Annotated in this window: 14 protein-coding genes; 4 read left to right on the top strand and 10 right to left on the bottom strand. The window is 71.2% G+C overall.

The window, feature by feature from the left end:
- Positions 1-151 precede the first annotated feature (151 nt).
- The 4 genes from ACWDR4_RS00870 (at position 152) to ACWDR4_RS00855 (ending at position 4,667) form a co-directional block, all read left to right on the top strand.
- Positions 152-1,153 (top strand): Gfo/Idh/MocA family protein, encoded by a 1,002-nt coding sequence (locus ACWDR4_RS00870; protein WP_450402156.1) that lies wholly within the window; start codon positions 152-154, stop codon positions 1,151-1,153.
- Complete coding sequence (locus ACWDR4_RS00865; RefSeq protein WP_450402154.1) at positions 1,153-1,926, top strand: SDR family oxidoreductase; 774 nt, start codon at positions 1,153-1,155, stop codon at positions 1,924-1,926. Before ACWDR4_RS00870 ends, ACWDR4_RS00865 begins: the two co-directional genes overlap by 1 nt.
- 440 nt (positions 1,927-2,366) lie before the next feature.
- Entirely contained in the window at positions 2,367-3,869 is a 1,503-nt protein-coding gene (locus tag ACWDR4_RS00860) for an ABC transporter permease (RefSeq protein ID WP_450402152.1), read from the top strand.
- A gap of 108 nt (positions 3,870-3,977) precedes the next feature.
- Positions 3,978-4,667, top strand: coding sequence for an ABC transporter ATP-binding protein (locus tag ACWDR4_RS00855; protein WP_450402150.1), 690 nt, complete (start codon positions 3,978-3,980; stop codon positions 4,665-4,667).
- Positions 4,668-4,754: 87 nt separating this feature from the next.
- On the opposite strand, the gene ACWDR4_RS00850 is transcribed toward ACWDR4_RS00855, so the two are convergent.
- From ACWDR4_RS00850 to ACWDR4_RS00805, 10 genes are all read right to left on the bottom strand, one after another.
- A complete protein-coding gene (locus ACWDR4_RS00850; RefSeq protein ID WP_450402147.1) occupies positions 4,755-5,777 on the bottom strand; it encodes an aldo/keto reductase in 1,023 nt (340 codons plus the stop codon).
- 71 nt (positions 5,778-5,848) lie between these two features.
- Complete coding sequence (locus ACWDR4_RS00845; RefSeq protein WP_450402145.1) at positions 5,849-6,172, bottom strand: nuclear transport factor 2 family protein; 324 nt, start codon at positions 6,170-6,172, stop codon at positions 5,849-5,851.
- Positions 6,173-6,495: 323 nt separating this feature from the next.
- Positions 6,496-8,013, bottom strand: a complete 1,518-nt coding sequence (locus tag ACWDR4_RS00840) for an NADase-type glycan-binding domain-containing protein (RefSeq protein WP_450402143.1) — start codon at positions 8,011-8,013, stop codon at positions 6,496-6,498.
- Positions 8,010-8,567 carry a phage tail protein gene (locus tag ACWDR4_RS00835; protein ID WP_450402141.1) on the bottom strand — a complete coding sequence of 186 codons (558 nt, stop codon included), beginning with the start codon at positions 8,565-8,567 and terminating at the stop codon, positions 8,010-8,012. The genes ACWDR4_RS00840 and ACWDR4_RS00835 overlap by 4 nt, the downstream gene beginning before the upstream one ends.
- 40 nt (positions 8,568-8,607) lie before the next feature.
- Positions 8,608-10,569: a putative baseplate assembly protein gene (locus ACWDR4_RS00830; RefSeq protein WP_450402139.1), complete on the bottom strand. Its 1,962-nt coding sequence runs from the start codon at positions 10,567-10,569 to the stop codon at positions 8,608-8,610.
- A gap of 6 nt (positions 10,570-10,575) precedes the next feature.
- On the bottom strand, positions 10,576-11,055 hold the full coding sequence (locus tag ACWDR4_RS00825; protein ID WP_450402138.1) for a GPW/gp25 family protein: 480 nt from the start codon (positions 11,053-11,055) through the stop codon (positions 10,576-10,578).
- A 60-nt stretch (positions 11,056-11,115) separates the two neighbouring features.
- The gene (locus tag ACWDR4_RS00820; RefSeq protein WP_450402135.1) at positions 11,116-12,999 is read right to left on the bottom strand and encodes a VgrG-related protein; all 1,884 of its coding nucleotides are present in this window, start codon (positions 12,997-12,999) and stop codon (positions 11,116-11,118) included.
- Positions 12,999-13,733, bottom strand: a complete 735-nt coding sequence (locus ACWDR4_RS00815) for a CIS tube protein (protein ID WP_450402134.1) — start codon at positions 13,731-13,733, stop codon at positions 12,999-13,001. The genes ACWDR4_RS00820 and ACWDR4_RS00815 overlap by 1 nt, the downstream gene beginning before the upstream one ends.
- Positions 13,734-13,784: 51 nt before the next feature.
- Entirely contained in the window at positions 13,785-14,210 is a 426-nt protein-coding gene (locus ACWDR4_RS00810; RefSeq protein WP_450402132.1) for a phage tail protein, read from the bottom strand.
- Between the two features lie 62 nt (positions 14,211-14,272).
- On the bottom strand, positions 14,273-15,733 hold the full coding sequence (locus ACWDR4_RS00805) for a hypothetical protein (protein WP_450402129.1): 1,461 nt from the start codon (positions 15,731-15,733) through the stop codon (positions 14,273-14,275).
- Between the last annotated feature and the right edge of the window lie 2,247 nt (positions 15,734-17,980).

The following is a 17,980-nucleotide window of genomic DNA, read 5'->3' as shown; positions in this document are numbered from 1 at the left end:
CTTTTCGAGTGATCCGCCGCCTATGCTCTCAGCTCGTAACAGGCTGTTCGTACAGCGTGTTCGAGGTCACAGAGGCCGTAGAGGTCCGAGAGGCCGTTGAGGTCATAGAGGCCGTTGAGGGTTCATGGAGATCACGGGACTAGGGGCTGGCATGTCGGCTGAGCGCGTGCGGTGGGGAATTCTGGCTACGGGCGGGATCGCGGCGGCGATGGCCGCGGATCTGGTGGACATGCCGGACGCGGAACTCGTGGCGGTCGCCTCCCGCTCGGAGGCCTCCGCGAAGGCGTTCGCGGAACGGTTCGGGATCCCCCGGGCCTACGGCGACTGGGCGTCGCTGGCCGAGGACGCCGACGTGGACGTGGTGTACGTCGCCACTCCGCACTCGGCGCACCGGGCCGCCGCCGGTCTGTGTCTGGAGGCCGGGCGGAACGTGCTGTGCGAGAAGGCGTTCACGCTGAACGTGCGGGAGGCCGAGGAGCTGATCGCGCTGGCGAAGGAGCGCGGCGCCTTCCTGATGGAGGGCATGTGGACGTACTGCAACCCGGTCGTCCGGCGGCTGAAGGCGCTCGTCGAGGACGGGGCGATCGGTGAGGTGCGTACCGTGCAGGCCGACTTCGGGTTCGCCGGGCCCGTGTCGCCCACGCACCGGCTGCGTGACCCGGCGCAGGGCGGCGGGGCGCTGCTCGACCTGGGCGTCTACCCGGTGTCGTTCGCGCAGCTGCTGCTCGGGGAGCCCGACGGCATCTCGGCGAGAGCGGTGCTCTCCGAAGAGAACATCGATCTCCAGACGGGAGCACTGCTCTCCTGGGAGAGCGGCGCTCTCGCTTCGGTGCACTGCTCCCTCGTCGGCGGTACGTCCGTCAGCGCGTCGGTCACCGGCACCAAGGGCCGGATCGACGTGCCCGACGGGTTCTTCTTCGCGGACCGGTTCGTCCTGCACCGCGACGGCCGCGACCCCGAGGAGTTCGTCGCCGACCCGGACCACGGCGCCCGCAACAGCTTCCGGCACGAGGCCGCCGAGGTGATGCGCGCCCTGCGGGCCGGCGAGACCGAGTCCCCGCTCGTCCCGCTCGACGGCACCCTCGCCGTCATGCGGACGATGGACACCATCCGGGAGCAGATCGGCGTCCGCTACCCCGGCGAGGCCGCCTGATGACCGACAGGGAGCAGCCGAGGATCGCGGTCGTCACCGGCGCCGGTTCCGGCATCGGGCGCGCGGTCGCGCTCGAACTGCTCGGCGCCGGCTGGTCGGTGGCGCTCGCGGGCCGCCGTACCGAGCGGCTGGAGGAGACGGCGGCGCTCGCGCCCGAGGGCACACCCGAGGACGCCTGTCTCGTCGTACGGGCCGACGTGGCCCAACCCGACGACGTGGCCGCCCTGTTCGCGGCCGTGCGGGAGCGGTTCGGGCGGCTCGATCTGCTGTTCAACAACGCGGGGACCTTCGGTCCTGGCGGGGTGCCGTTCGAGGATCTGGCGTACGAGGCGTGGCAGCACGTCGTGGACACCAACCTCAACGGGGCGTTCCTGTGCGCGCAGGCGGCGTACCGGCAGTTGAAGGAGCAGGATCCGCAGGGCGGCCGGATCATCAACAACGGGTCGATCTCCGCGCACACGCCCCGGCCGCACTCGGCGCCGTACACCGCGACCAAGCACGCGCTGACAGGCCTGACCAAGGCGCTGGCGCTGGACGGACGGCCGTACCGGATCGCGGTCTCTCAGATCGACATCGGGAACGCGGCGACGGACATGACCGCGCGAATGCAAACGGGCGCCCTTCAGGCGAACGGCGAGGTGGCGCCGGAGCCGGTCATGGACGTGGCGGACGTGGCACGCACCGTGCGGCACATGGCGGAGCTGCCGCTGGAGGCAAATGTGCAGTTCGCGACGGTTCTTGCGACATCGATGCCGTATGTGGGGCGCGGCTGAGCGGCACCCATGCACATGTTCGAAGTATCAACCTACACAACTGGAATTGATTGCTCCGTAGCGTTCGGGCCGGTCGCGGGCATATGCTCAGCACGCCTTCTCCACCAGAGCTTCACACTTGATGCTCTGAGGTTCCGGTAGTACGCGCAGTGCAAGCAGCGTAAAACGGACCACACCGAGGGGGGGAGGCGACAGCCGCTCCATGGCGCATCCGGGTGGGGGTGGACCTCGCGTGGGACCGCGAGGTACGCACCGGGTCATGGGGCGGCTGTCGTGTGCTCGGGCACACGAGCACGACAGGCGACGCGCCTTAAATCTTCGTGAGTGTTTCGGCCCCGATTTCTCAGTCCCCGCACACCGTTTACCCAGTTCTCCACAAAGGTTCCTCCCTAGCTTGTGGCAGCGCCCACATGGGGCGCCAAGAACCTTTGAGGAACGGGATGTTTGGCATCTATCTCAAGCGTGAGCTGAGCCGGCGCAAGAAGGCGGCTCTGGTCATCGCCATGGGTCTGGCGCTCGGTATCGCGCTGGTCATCACCGTCAACTCGGTGTCGGCCGGCATGCAGCAGGCACAGGAAAAGGTCCTGCAGTCGCTCTACGGCCTCGGCACCGACATGACGGTCACCAAGGCCAGGACGGCACCGACCGGCAACAGCCAGTCGGACAGACCGAACTTCGAGTTCGACGCCAGCTCGAACGACTCGGACGACACCCAGAGCAGCGACCGTGTGACGACCCAGGGCGGACAGACCCTGAAGTCGGCGCTGGTCACCAAGGTCGCCGACCAGAAGGGCGTGTCGGCGGCGGTGGGCGCGCTGAGCCTCAACGTCACCAAGGTCGACGGCTCCTTCACCCAGGGCAAGGCGCAGACCGACAGCTCGTCCTCGTCGTCCGGCTCCTCGTCCTCCGGTCAGCAGGGCGGTCCCGGTGGCGGCCAGAACAGCAACTCCGGCAGCACCGCTCCGCCGCAGGTGCAGGGCGGCGGCGCGTCGTTCGACGTCAACTCCTACTCCGTCATGGGCATCGACGTGACGAACCAGGAACTCGGCCCGCTGGCCACCACGACGATCACCAGCGGCAAGACGTTCACGACGGCGCAGGCCAACGCGAAGGTCGCGGTGCTCAGCAAGTCGTACGCCAAGGAGAACAAGTACACGGTCGGCAAGACCGTCACCATCTCCGGTACGAAGTACAAGGTCATCGGTATCGCGACGCCCGAGAGCAGCGAGTCCACGACCGACGTCTACCTGCCGCTCAAGCAGGCCCAGACCCTCGGCGACTCCGCGAACCTGGTCACCACGATCTACGTCCAGGCGACCGACTCGAAGCAGATCGACACCGTCAAGTCGACCATCCAGAAGAACATCTCGGGTACGACCGTCACGACCTCCGCCGATCTCGCGGAGACCGTCTCCGGTTCCCTCTCCACGGCCTCCAACCTCGCGACCAGCGTCGGCAAGTGGCTGTCCATCGCGGTCCTCGCGGCGGCGTTCCTGGTGGCCGCGCTGCTCACCTCCTCGGCCGTGTCCCGCCGGGTGCGTGAGTTCGGCACGCTGAAGGCGCTGGGCTGGCCCTCGCGCAAGGTGACCCGGCAGGTCGTCGGCGAGTCCGTCGTGAACGGTCTGATCGGCGGCGCGCTCGGTATCGCCCTGGGCCTTGCGGCGGCGTACGCGGTGACCGCGGTCAGCCCGAAGCTGACCGCGCAGCTCGGCAACACCGGCGGCGGCGGTGGCGGCATGGGTGGCGGCCCCGGTGGCGGTGGCGGCCCGGGTCAGCAGTCGGCGTCCAACACGATGGAGATCGCGCTGTCGGCGCCCGTCTCCCTCACCACGATCGCGCTCGCGGCGGGCCTCGCCATCACCGGCGGTCTGATCGCCGGGGCGATGGGCGGCTGGCGGGCCTCCCGGATGCGGCCCGCGGACGCGCTGCGCAGCGTGTCGTAACCCGCCCGGTAATTCCCCCCGGTTCACCGGTTCGCCGGTCCATCGGTCCATCGGTTTTCCGGTTCTCCCGTTCCCCTGCCCCAATTCCCGTACGTCACGGAGTCGTTCATGTACAAGCTCACCGGTGTCACCAAGAGATACACGCGGGGCAAGGAGACGGTGGAGGCGCTGCGCGGCATCGACCTCGTCATCGAGGACGGCGACCAGCTCGTCATCCAGGGTCCCACCGGCGGCGGCAAGTCCACCCTCCTGCAGATGATCGGCGGCCTGGACCGGCCGACCGAGGGCAGTGTCGAGCTGGACGGTGTCGACCTCGGCTCGATCAGCGAGGCGAAGCTGACCCGGCTGCGCGCCGAGAAGATCGGCATCATCTTCCAGGCGTTCAACCTCATCCCGACGCTCACCGCGCAGGAGAACGTCGAGACGGCCCTCGCGCCGCTCGGCGTGAAGCCCGCCGAGCGGCGCGAGCGGGCGGCCGAGGCGCTGGGTTCGGTCGGTCTCGGCGACCGGCTGACCCACGCGCCGACCGAGCTGTCCGGTGGTCAGCAGCAGCGGGTTGCTATCGCGCGCGCCCTGGTCAAGAAGCCGAAGGTGTTGCTCGCGGACGAGCCCACCGGCAACCTCGACGAGGGGACGCGGGACGACATCATGGCGCTGTTGGAAGGGTTGTGGCGGGAGCATGGGCTGACGTTCATCATGGTCACGCATGACTCGTCGATCGCGCGGCGTGCGCCTCGGGTGGCGACGATCAAGGCGGGTCAGCTGACTGTTACTGAGCAGGATCAGTACGTCAGTTGATTGCTCCGTGGGGTAGGTAGTTTTTTGGCTGCGGGGCGGTGGGGGCTGGTCGCGCAGTTCCCCGCGCCCCTTTGAGGCACGGCCCGCTCACCGTTCCAGCAAGTGGTCGACCTCGGTCAACTGGGCTGCGGTGAGCGGGCCTTTCTTTATTGCGGCGGCGTTTTCCTCGGCCTGGGCTACCGAGCGGAAGCCGGGGATGGGAATGGCGTGGGGGCTGCGCGCCCAGAGCCAGGCGAGGGCGCCCTGGGCGAGGGTGCGGCCGTTGCTGGTGAGGACCGAGCGGAGTCCGTCGACTCGGGCCAGCCAGTCCGGGTCGGCGCCCGTGCCTGCCGTGAAACCCGGGAGCCAGGCGGGCGGGGCGTTACGGATGTCCCCGGCCTCCAGGGCCTGGCCGGCGGCCCGCTTGCCTGTCAGCAGCCCCATGGCCAGCGGACTGCGGTTGATGCTGGCGAGCCCCAACTCCTCGCAGAGGGCGAGCATTTCGGGGGCGTCCTGCATGACGTTGAGACAGTGCTGTACGGCGGCACAGTGCGGGCCCTCGGCGAAGATGGCGGCGCGGGCCGGGTCGTCGGTGCTCCAGGCGTAGGCGCGGATGAGCCCTTCGGCCACCAACTCCTCGCAGACGTCACGGAGTTGGGCGGCTGCCGTCAAGTCGCCCTCGGACAGGTGCAGTTGGTAAAGGTCGACGTAGTCGGTGCCGAGGCGGGCGAGGGAGGCGGTGAGGGCGCGGCGGACGTACTCGGGGCTGTCGTCCTGGCCGTCGGCGACGCGGGTCCGCTCGTCGAAGAGGTTGCCCCATTTGGTGGCGATCACGACGTCCGTACGGTGCTTGCCGAGGGCCCGGCCGAGGACGCGCTCGCTGTGGCCGGTGCCGTAGACGTCGGCCGTGTCGAAGAAGGTCACGCCGAGATCGAGGGCGCGCCGGACCGCCCGTACGGACTCGTCGTCGTCGACCTTGCCCCAGCCGAGGGGCTGTCCGTCGGGCGCGGCCCACTCACCGCCGATCGCCCAGCAGCCGAAGCCGAGGGGGCTGACCTCGATGCCGGTGCGGCCGAGGGTGCGGGGGTGCGCGAAGGTCTCCGTGGTCGCCGTTGTCTCCGTGGTCTCCATGGCTGAAGACGTTAGGAGTTGGAGTTCACTTCAGCGCAAGGGGGTGGGCGATCCGGTGACTCGTACGGGTGTCAGGCCTGGCCCGTCTCGAAGCGCAGGATGCGGCCGTCGTCGACCGTGAAGGTCCACTTGGTGCGCATCTCGCCCCAGGTGTCGTTGCTGTAGTTGGCGACGAGGACGTGGCCTCCCTTGGACTCGTTGGCGACGTCCATGTGCCCGTGGGAGGAGAAGATCTCGCGCTCGGTCCAGTCGGCGAGGTCGCGGTCCGAGCCGTCGTCGGACATGGTCGCGTCGGGGGCCAGGACGGCCTGGAAGGCCTCGCGGTCGTGGGCGTTCACGGCGCTGACGAAGGCCCGGACGGCCGGGTCGCTGAGCTTGGCGGTCTGAATCGTCATGCGGGCCAGACTTGCACCGCACCCGGGCGCCCGCCACCCGAATGTTCCTTCGCCCCCGCCGCCCCTACCCGACCCATCCCTGGGGGCTGCGCCCCCAGACCCCCGCTATCGGCCTGAACGGCCTCGTCCTCAAACGCCGGACGGGCTGGATGGTGCTGCCCGGGGCTGGCATGTTCAGCGCCGGCCGGGGCTGGTTCTTCAGCCCGTCCGGCGTTTGAGGGCGAGCGCGTTTCAGCGCGACAAGCGGGGGTCTGGGGGCGCAGCCCCCAGGGGACGGGAATGGGTAGGGGCGGCGGGGGCGAGAACCCGGTTTTGTCGGCCCCCTACGACGCACTCGCGTTCGACCGTCCGAAGAACTCGATCTCCGCGATGGCCACCTGTTTCTCGGCGGACGCCGCATGCGCGGAGCGGAGTACGAACCGCACCGACGTCACCGCCCCCACCCGGAACGCCCGCCGCTGCCCGCCCGCACCCTGGTCGAGGGTGAGCATCCGCGTCGTCTTCTTCCCGTCGGCGGTCGTGATCTGAGCCTCGATGCGCTTCGGGAGGGCCGACTCGGTGATCGTCTCGGGGCGGGACGAGACACCGGGCGTGATGATGACGTCCAGCAGCCGGGTCGGCTCGGTGAAGCGCGCCTCGATCCACTGCCCGTCGCCGGACTGGGTGACCCCGGGCCCCCACCAGGTGTTGCTCCGCTTGTCGAAGACCAGTTCGGGCTTGTGGCCCGGGTACGAGCGCGAGGCGGTCACCTTGTCCGGGTCGACCGGGGCCCGCTTGGCGAAGTGGTCGCGTATGCCGTTCACCGCGTCGCCGACGTTCATGATCGCCACGATCGCCAGGGTCAGCACCAGCACGCCGACCACCCAGTTCAGGACGCGCCCGAAGCCCCGGCGCAGTCGCGGACGGTCCCCCGCCCACGGCGTCTCACCATTGCGGAGGTCGAGCAGCCGGCGCCACCACGGCCGCCGCAGACCGGGCTGGTCGGGGCCATGGCCCGACATGGGCATGGCACAGCGACCGCAGAAGTGCCGGTCGGGCATGTTCGGCGTGGCGCACCAGGGGCACGGCAGGCCGCCCTGTACGCCGGGATCCCGCCCCGGGGTACGGACCTGCGGGCGGTCGGCGACCGGGCGGCCGGGCAGCACCGGAGCGACGGACGGTTCCGGGGCGGCCCGGGGTTCGGGGTCGGCGACCGGCACGAGGAGGGACCTGGCGCGGGCCGCCGCATCGTCCGGCGCAGGCTCAGGCGCGGCGGGCACCGCGGACGCGGAGGATGCGGAGGACCCGGAGGATGCGGCAGACGCGGAGGACGCAGCAGACGCGGAGGCATTGTCCGCGCCCGGTACCGACGGCTGGGGCAGGGTGTCGTCGTCGGCCCCCTCCGGAGCCCCCGGAGCCCCCGGCCGCTCGTCCGTGCGTTCACCGAGCCGCTGATCCAGCCGCTCGTCCAGTCGCTCCAGCCGTTCACCCAGCCGCTCCAGCCGTTCCTCCGACCGCTCCGGCCGCTCCGGCTGTTCCTCCGTCCGGGCCGGCTGTTCCTCCATCCGGGCCGACGCCCTACGAGGCGGCACCCCGGTGCCATCGGGCCCCTGGCGGGAGAACGCGTCCCGACCGGGTGCGGGGGCCGTGGACGCCCCGCTCGCCGACCGGGTCTCCTCACGACGCGTACCCGCCGTGCCCGCCGCACCCACAGGCTCCCCCGCCGGCACGCGTACGGGATCGGCGCCACCCCGGGCGGCGCTCTCCCGGTCCGACCAGCTCAGCACCGCCCCGCAGGCGTCGCAGAAGGACTGGCCGGGCTCCGCCCGTGTTCCGCATTCGGCGCAGCTCTGGCTGGTCATCTTTCCGGGGTCCTTTCGGCGGCGGTCACCTTGACCGTGTAGGGCATGTGGGCGGGTCGGGCTGCGGCCACGAGGCTGTCCAGCCGGTGTTCGTCCGCCGGTGTCGGGGCGGGCAGCCGCAGGGTGACGTGCAGATGGGGGCGGGGGTCGCCGGGGACGGGTCCGAGGGGGCGGGCGTGCCAGTCGGCGGCGCCGCTCTCGGTGATCTCCGGGATCACCCCGAAGGCGAGCCGTACGGCCTCGGACAGGCCTCGTACGGTGCCGCGTACCCGGTGCAGATACGCGGCGGCGGCGACGGCCGCACGCAGCCGGTCCTCCGGTTCGGTGCCGTCGATCTCGGCGCCGACCCAGCTGCCGAGCCAGGTGGTGAAGTCGAGGGGGGCCAGGGACGGCGTGAAGTAGGAGTCCAGGCAGTCCAGGGCGTTGAGGATCGGGGCGACTACGTCGTCCAGCCCGCCGACGAAGCGTTGCGCGAGGTCGTCGTCGGCGAAGACCGCCGGGAGCATCGCGCCGATGGGCGCGGAGGAGCCGAGTCCGTCGATAGAACCTCTCAACGGTCCCTCCCACATGGGAAGTTTGGGAAGTCAACGAGATTCATGCACCGTCTCCGATCACACGCACCCGGTGGTCGAAGGAGAACACCAGGGAGGGCGGGGCGAGATCGATCCGGTTCGTCGCCTCGCCGCGCTTGCCGGTGAGCGGGTCGGCCGGGTGCAGCTGCACCTCGTCGACCAACTCCACGCCGGGTACGCGTTGCAGGACCGCGAAGACCTCGCCGGACTGCACGGGACGCCCGAAGGGCCAGCCCTTGCCGTCGGTGCCGCCGGTGAGCGGGTCGAGGTGGCGGTAGAGCGCGTCGTGCGCCTTGCGTCGTACGCGGTCCGTGTCCACGCCCCGGAAGGCGTGCACCGTCGCGACCACCGTCACCCCCTGGTAGAAGGGCGGCCCGACCGCCAACCGCGTCCCGATCAGGCGTCGTTCGTCGAGATGGCGGGTGATGCGCTGCAACAACGCATCGCCCGGGACGAGTTGCTCGAAGCGCAGGCGCCCGCCAGGATCCGGAACCGCCTGCGGCACCACCAACACCCGTACCGCATAAGCCCCGTACTCACCCTCCTCCCCCTCCAGGCAGGTGATGCGGGCGGTCTCGGGGGCGGCTCGGCGGGCCAGCTCCTCGTAGTCCCGGAGGGTGACCGCACGTTCCTGGGCGCGCAGGGTGATCGGCGCCCTCACCTTCGCCTCCTCGACGGTCTCGCCGTCGACGCCGCCGCGCGCGGCCTCCCGGTTGATCACCTCGGAGACGTACGGGATCGAGCTGCGCAGCACCTGTACGGCGCCCCGGGCGACGTTGCCGGACCTGCCGCCGCCGGTGCGGTAGCGGCGGGCGCGCAGGACCGCGCCCTTGGGCGGGACGGCTCCGTACTGGCGCAGGGTGCCGTCGGGTTCGCGGACGGCGGGGCCGAAGGCGATCTCGCCGGTCGCGGCGTCGAGGGTGAGATGGCGGTCGTCGGGGGCGGAGGCGGAGAAGTGCGGGACGACCTGCCAGTCCGTCCAGCCCTCGGCGCCGGCGGCGGACTGGAGGAGCAGGGGCGGGTCGTCGCCGACGACGGGCGCGTTGGCCAGGCGAAGGCGCTGGCCGGGCAGGCCGCTGGACTCGCCGAGGGCCTCGTCGTACACGGTGTCGGCGTGGACGGCGCGGGTGGTGCCGCCCATGGTGAAGGCCTCGGCGGACCGGATGGTCGGTGAAGTGGTGTAGAAGGGCTGGTTGTTGAGGGGTTCGGTGACCCGGCAGCGCAGCCAGCCGGCCTCCCGGCCGCCGGTGCGGGAGAGGGTGTGGCCGCCGGGGATGTGCAGGATGACCTCGCCGGGGCGGTTGAGGCCGCCGGTGCCGTCGCGGTCGACCTCGCAGGCCGCCCAGCCGTCCTCGGTCCAGGCCTCCCACAGCAGCGGCGGCTGGCGCGGGTCGACGCCGACGCCGTCGACGCGGCTGTCGAGGTCGAGGGCGATCGCGCAGTGCGGTACGGCCGCGCTGAGCCCGAACAGCATGCAGTCGCCGGGGCTCGGGGCCTCGGCGAAACACAGCACGTCCTTGCCCTCGGTGAGGTCGGCGGTGCGGTCGGCGACGGGCACGCCGTCGTTCTGCACCACCAGGTGCCCCAACTCGCAGGGCACGATGGCCAGTTCGCGCTCCGTGGCGAAGACGACGGCCTCCTCGCTCTCGGTGCGGAGCGTGGCCGCCTCGGTACCGGTCGGCAGCAGCACGGTCTCCTCCTGCGGCGCCGACAGCCAGAACGTCACGTCCGTGCGGGCCGCCGAGGGCGGGAAGAGGGTGATGCCGACCAGGTCGAGGAAGGCGAGGTGGTTCTTCTCCGGGACGCGGTTGAGGCGGTAGACGATCTGGTCCGCCATGTGCGCGACCGTCTCCACGAGGGTGACGCCGGGGTCGGAGACGTTGTGGTCGGTCCACTCCGGGGCGCGCTGCTGGATGTAACGCTTGGCGTCGTCGACGAACTGCTGGAAGCGGCGGTCGTCAAGGTTCGGGGAAGGCAGGGCCATCGGTGATCAGCGGTCGCTTTCAAAGGAGTTGCCCAGATCGCCGGAGCCACCGAAGTCACCGGATTCACCGGAGCCACCGGACGCGTCGGGCTCCTCGTGGGAGGGGATGACGTAGAAGGGGAAGACGAGACTGCGCGGGTTGTTGGTGCCCCGGATCGAGTAGCGGACGTCGATGAACAGCACGCCCTGTTCGGCACCGGCGGTGACCTCCACGTCGTCGACCTCGATGCGCGGCTCCCAGCGGTCGAGGCTGGAGTACACCTCGTGCTGGATACGCCCCGCGGTTGCCTCGTTGACCGGCGCGAACACCAAGTCGTGGATGGCACAGCCGAATTCGGGCCGCATCGGCCGCTCCCCCGGCGCGGTGGCCAGCACCAGCCGGATGGCCTCCTCGACCTCCCGCTCCCCGCTGACGAGGGCGATGCCCCCGGTGGGCCCGATGCGCAGCGGGAACGCCCACCCGGAACCGACGAACTGCTCGGCCATCTTCAGACCCACCTGCCTTCTTCTGCGCACACTTCTCAGGACCAGGACACTTGTCGGTTGTCACGGGAGCGGGTACGGCTTGTTGTTGACCGCCACGATGCCGTCCAGCTTGAGGTTGAAGGCCCGAAGGCTCACGTTGGCGATGGAGTTGACCTGGACGGTGCCTTTCGCCTTGAGGCTGAGGGCGCCGACCGCGTCCACGTTGACCGCGCCGCCGAGCGACTTGAGGCTGACGATGCCGCGGCCCTGGAGGTTGAGGATGCCGCCGCTCCTGATGTTGATGGCCCGGCGGGCGCTCAGCGTCAGATCGGTACCGGCGTCCACGGACACCGAGGTGCCGCCCGTGATGCTGACGGACCCCTTGCTGTCCACGGTGATCTCGGTCTTGGTGCGGTCGAGGTTGATGGTCAGCCGGTCGTTGCCGCTCGCGATGCGCACCCCCTGCTTACGGAGGCCGGTCTGCTGGCTGAGCAGGTCGACCCGGTTGCCCTCCCGGTCGGACAGGGTGTGCCGGATCGCCTTCTTCTTGAGCGGGTCGTGCAGCCACACGTCCTTGACGACGGTCGGCTTGTCCCGCCCGTTGTAGAGCCCGCCGACGACGAACGGATGGTCAAGTGCCCCTCGGTCAAAGGCGACCAGCACTTCGTCTCCCACATCAAGCGGAAAGATCCCGCCCCCGCCCTTCCCGCCCAGCTGCACGACCCGCGTCCAGTCACTCACGTACGCGTCGTCCAGCCACGGGAACTGAAGCTTCACCCGCCCTTGTTTCAGGGGGTCCTGTACGTCCGTGACCAGCGCGTTGGCCACGCCGGGCAGCCGGGGTGCGGTGGTCGCGGCGCCGCCGGAGGCGAGGCCGAACAGGGAGCGCCACTGGCGTCCGCTGACCGTCACGAGGGTCTCGTAGTGGTCGCCGTCGCCGAAGACGTGCCGTACGGAGGTGCAGGTGTACTTGCCCTCGAAGGGCTTGCCGACGTCGGCAAGCGTCACCGGAACTCCCGGCCGCAGCTTGGGATTTCCCCGCACGGTGACCTCCAGCTCGGCGAAGGAGGAGGTGACGTCGTCGGCGAGGGCGCCGGCCGCGAACTTGACCTCGGACTGACGGTCGTACGGCGTGTCGGTCTCGACGAGGATGCCCGCCTTGAAGGGCGCGGAGGCCTTCTTCGGGGTCGTGCCGATGCCGATGAGCGGGGTGGTGGCGGCGGGCGAGGTGGCGGTGAGCTTCTTCTTCGTCGTCACGTCCCATCCCCGCGCCTCGACCTTGGCGATCTGGTCGGCGGAGGTGACGGCGGCCCGGCAGCGCAGGACGTCCCCCGTACCGGCCTCCAGCACGAACGGGCTACTCGAACCCGGGGTGCTGACCGGCGGCGCGCCCGACGCGGGATCGGGCTTGAGGAACTGGAACTTCCCTTTTTCATCAAGGGACATGACCATCTCGTTCTCGTCGGCGAGCCGCGCGAGGAAGTCCCAGTCGGTGATGTTGGCCTGACTGATGAACTCGTAGACGGTCTTGGTGGCCTCCACCTTCCCGACCTGAACTCCCGCCGTGGCGACGACCTTTCGGACGATGTCGGAGGCGGTCTGATTGCGGTAGGCGGCCACTCTGCGCTGCCGCATCAGCCGGTGCCCGGGGTCGTAGCCACGGATGATGGTGAAGGTGCCGGTGCCGTCGTAGTCGGTCTCCATACCGGTGACCTCGCCCGTGATCAACGGGTCGGAGGCCCCCTTCCCGGCCGCAACGGGCGCCAGGACCACGGGAGTTCCGAAGTCGACGCCGAGCTTGCCGAGAACGAGGTGGTAGGGGTCGCGGAAGGTGAGCCGGAAGGCGCCGGGCACCCCGGCCCCCAGATCGACCCAGCCGCCGACAAGCAGGGAGGCGATGTCGTCGGGCAGCTTGGCGCCGCCGATCTTGACGCTGATGAGGCTGGAGAAGGCTATCTGGACCATCAGGCGCCCACCTCCTCGGCGGCCGGCAGGACGAGTTCAAGTCCGTTCGGCAGCCGGTTGGGGTCGTCGATGCCGTTCAGCTCGGCGATGGCGCGCCAGGCGCTCGCGTCCCCGTACTCCCGCCAGGCGAGCGACTGCAACGAGTCCCCGGCGACGACCCGGTGCACGCGCTGCGCGGTGAGCGCGCCCGATGTCGGGTTCTGCCCCTTGGTGTTGCTGGGAATCTCGTGCAGATGTACCTGACAGGTGGCCCGGATGGGCACACCGGTCGTCCCGAAGAGGGTGTAGGTCGCGTCCACGGCACTGACGTACGCGGTGAACCGCGCGGTGGAGAACGACCCCCACTCGAAGACGGCCCAGGGCGTCGACGACTGGTTGGCGGCGATGCTCTTCGCGGTCGTCTCACAGCAGGCGAACAGCGCCTCGACCTTCTTCAGCACGCTGTTGCTGGTCGGGTCGTCGGAGGAGTCGAGGAAGATCTCGACGGTCATCTCGCGCGGCAACGGCCCCTGGAACTCCGGCAGCGAGCCCTTGCGGACGGCCGCGGTGGGAGTGGTCTTCCACTGGGCGCGGCGGCTGAGCGAGAGCTGGGAGGGGTTGAAGTCGAAGCTGAAGTTCTTGATGAGCGCGCCGGGTGTGGTGCTGTAGCCGATCGGCGGCTCGTGAATGGCGAGCGTGGCCCGCACCAGGCTCTTCCCGGCACCGCCCTTGCCGCCCTTGCTGCCCTTTGCCATGTGGTTCCTGCCTCTTCCCGTCCTCTTGCCGTCCTCTTCCCGTCCGCTCGCTCAGTCCGTGAAGCCGTGGTGGGTGATCTCCAGGACCTCGGTGGCCACGCTCGGGTTGGCGGGGTCCAGGGAGGGGCCCTGCCAGCTCACGGGCAGTACGTCGATCAGCCCCCAGCGCGCCACCTCCGAACCGTCCGCGCGCAGCGCGGCGATCTGGGCGGTGGGCCGGGTAACTCCCGTGGTCACGCTGGAGATCCAGGCGGCGACCTTGGAGGTGTCCGGCGTCAGCGGCCGGGTCAGCCGGATGTTCGAGAACGTCACCCGCGACGGAAGCGCCCACACGAACCCGTTGTTGCCGCCCTCCTGGTGGTGCTCGATCTCCACCGCGGACGACAGGCCCTCGCACCCGTTGAAGTAACCGAGGCTCTCGCCGTCGATGGTGAGGGTGAAGAAGATCGTGGAGCCCGGGTCGGTATCGGTGGGCATGGGGGCCTTTCAACGGACTTGTCGTCGACGGGAGTTCGGTGGGGAGTTGAGGGAGCTGTGTGTCAGTGACGGGGGTCGCGCAGCTTCCCGATGCGCTCACGGTCGAGACGCAGTTCGGTACGGACCTTGCGGGTGACCCTGTCGATCAGACGGTGGGTGAGTTCGTCGAGCTGATGGTCGTCCAGGGCCTTCGCGTCGAAGGGGGGAGGGGACTTGGGCTGCGACTGGGACTGGGCTTGGGACTGGGATCGGGCTGTGGGTGGTGGCGGTGTCTGGGGGGCGCTCCGGGACGCGGGCATGCGCCGCTGGATACGGACGGCGGCGGGTACGGGGGCCTGCGCGGGTGCGCTGGTGGTGATCGGCGGGCGCGGCGGCGCCGGTGGAGCGGAGTGCGTTCGCTGTACGGGGGTGCTGCTGCCGGAGACGCCGTGCGCGACCGGGGGTGGCGGCAGGGGCACGGGGGTGTGTCCGACGGGGGTGGCGGTCGGGTGGCCGGCGGTGGGTGCGGCGATAGGTGTGGGGCGCTTCAGGGGTACGGCCTTGCGGGCGACGGGGAGTGCCTGGGGGGCGCCTGTCGCGACGCGGGATGGCACGGGGACCGTCGTGGTCAGGGGGTGGGCGGAGGAGAGGGCGCGCTGGATTCGGGGTGGGGCGGGGCGTACTGGGCGTACGGGGGCTGCGGCTGCCGGGGGCACGGGGGCTTCGTTCGGGGTGGGGAGGCTCGGCGTGGGTGCGTTGTTGGTGCCGGGTGCTGCAACTGCCTTGGCCGGTACGGGGATCGAGGGTGCCGGGGGTGGGGTTGCGGCGCGCTGGACGGGCGCACCGGGTGCGGGCATCGGTGTCGGTGTCTGTATCGGTGTCGCGGGGGCACCGGCGTTGGTTCCGGGGATGGCGGGGGCCGTCGGTTGGGCACGCCTCGCCAAGGGGGTCGCGTCTGCGGGCGGTGCGGAGAGCGGCGCTCCCAGGGAGGTACGGCGGCGGGGCGCGGGCGGTGCCGGGGTGGTCGACGTGGGCTGGGCCGCACTCCGGGTCCCGGCGGCGGCAGGCGCTCGCTGGATCGGGGCGGCCAGTCCGGCCAGGGGCTTGGTCTGGGGGTTCGGTACGGGAGTGGGGGCCGCCGCCGAGTTCGTCGGGGCGTCGGCGTGCGGCGCCTGGGCGGGAGCCGGGGGCGCGCTGCGGGGGACGGCGTCGCGTGGGGTGCTGGGGGCCGTGGGCTCTGGCGCCTGGGCTGCGGAAGTACGCGCCGGGGCGCCCGAGTTGGCGGCTCGCGTGCCGACGCCGACGGAGGGCGTCTGTCGGACCGGGGTGCCGGACGCCGCGGCCGGGGGTGCGGTAGCGGTGACCGAGGGCGCGGGGGTGGAGGCCGGGATCGCGAAGGACGTGACCGGCATCGAGGAGGCGGGGTCTGCGGCTCGCGTGCCGACGTCGCCAGAGGGCGTCTGCCGAACCGGGATGCCGGAGGCCGGGGCCGAGGTCGAGGTCGCGGAAGAGGCGACCGAGGGCGCGGGGGCGGCGGCCTGCAACGGGGAAGCGGGGTTGGCGGCTCGCCTGCCAACTTCAGCAGAGGGCGCCCGTTGGACCGGGGCCCCGGACACCGGGGCCTGGGATGCGGCAGCGGCAACCGAGGACACGGGGGCGGTGGTCGGGATCGCGGAGGACGCGACCGGCATCGAGGAGGCGGAGCTGGCGGCTCGCCTGCCAACGTCAGCAGAGGGCGCCTGTCGGACCGGGGCCCCGGACACCGGAGCCGGGGGCGCGGCAGCGGCAACCGACGACGCGGCAGCGGTGGTCGGGATCGCGGAGGACGCGACCGGCATCGAGGAGGCGGAGCTGGCGGCTCGCCTGCCAACGTCGGCAGAGGGCGCCCGTTGGACCGGGGCCTGGGATGCGGCAGCGGTAACCGAAGGCGCGGGGGCGGTCGCCTGCATCGGAGAGGCCGGGTTGACGGCTCGCGCGCCAACGCTGGCAGAGGGCATCTGCCGAACCGGGGCGCCGGACGCCGAGGCCGGGGTCGCGGAAGAGGCGGCCGGGATCACAGGGGACGCGACCGGGATCGCGGAGCTGGTCTCCGGTGCCGTCGAGGCGGCGGCTCGTTGCACCGGGGGCGGGTTCAATCCCGCCGGGGCCGGGTTCGATGCCGCAGAGAGACCAACCGGTCCCGGAGGTACGGCACTTGGGCTCGACGGCGTGACGACGGGGCGTGTTGGTGCGACACCCTGTGCGACAGCAGGAGTGGTTGACGGCCCCGCAGAGGCGGAACCGGGGCTTGGCGGCCCGGCAACCGGGCGTACCGGAGCGGTGGTTGGCCCAGCTGGACCGGCGGCCCGTTGCACCGCCGGGGGCGTGATCGGCACGGACCCCCGGGAGGAGTTCGGAGCGGAACCCTGGGATGCGTCAACCGGCCTTGTCGGAGCGCCGGTTGATGCCGCAGAGCTGGGCGACGTCTGCGCAACGGCCGCGTTCGACGCCGAGGACGCAGCGGAACGCGACGCCACCGGCCCGGTGCCGGGCACGGCAGAAGTGGTCGCCGACCCCGGAGACACGGAACGGGAGCCGGAGCCGGACGGTGCGGCAACGGGGCCCGCCGGAACAGCAGTTGACCCCGCCGAAGCAGCAGACCTCTGCACCGCGGCCCGCGCATCGACCGGCCGTACCGGCACGTCAGCCGCCGCCCCCGACGCCTCGGGGGCCAACCGAACCGACGCGGCACCCGAACCCGAGGAAGCCGCAGTCGGACGTACAGGAGGAGTGGCCGATGCCGTCGAGGTGACGGTCGGCCCCGCCGGAAGCGCGGCCGAGTCCACCGAGTTCGAGACGCCTGCCGAGGACTCCGGGGCGGCACCCCGAGACACGGGAGCGGCAACCGGAGCATCCGGAGCAGCAGCACCCGTACCGCCACGGGAACCCCCGGTAGGCGCCCCCGCAGCCTTCCTGGTCGCCACCGGCAGGCTCCGCCGCTGCACCACCGGCGCACCGGAAACCCTGGTCAGCGGCACAGCACCGGCCACGGACGAGGACACGGCAACGGAGGAAGCCCTGGAACCGGCCGCACCCGCACCCGCCTCTCCACCCGCCCCCGAGCCGGAACCCGCACCCGCACCTGCACCCGCGGAAGACCTCTCACCGGCAACAGGCAGCGCCCCTGCCGAGGCAGGAGCCGCCCCGACAACCGGGCGCCGCTGCACAACCGGCACAGCCCCCACAACGGGCCGTCGCCCGACAACCGGTACCGGTGCCGGTACTGGCACCGCACCCGCACCCGCACCACCAGCCGAGCCCGCGCCGACGGAAGCCCCCGAAGCTGCCGCCCCGCCCCCCGAACTCCCCACCACCGGCACAACCCGAGGCCCCGCCGCCCGAGCGACCGCCCCCGGAAAACTCACCCGCTGGACGGAAGCCACTCCAGAGGCTCCACCCGTCTGCTCGCCACCAACCGGCTCCTCCTCCGTCATCGCCAACGGCAGTGACAGTGAAGGCAGTTCAAGGCCCGTGCCCGGGCCCCGTGACTCGGCGAGTGCCCCCTTCACCAGGCCGCTCGGTGCGTCGTCGAGGACGGCGTGGGAGAGGGTTCCGGTGAAGGAGGGGTTCTGCCAGGTCGTGAGCCGGGCGGCGAAGCCGGCGTCGGCGACCCCCGGGCGGCCGACGGTGGTCGCGCGCTGCATCGGCGGCAGCGCGGACCACCCGGCCGACGGAACACGAGCCCCGGGACCGGGCAGCACATCCCCGGCCCCGGACTCGGACTCGTTCCCGTCGTCAACTCCCCTACCAGG

The organism is Streptomyces sp. NPDC000878 (genome assembly GCF_053599695.1).
Note: the sequence above shows the minus strand (reverse complement) of the source record. Positions and strands in the feature narration are given on the sequence as shown.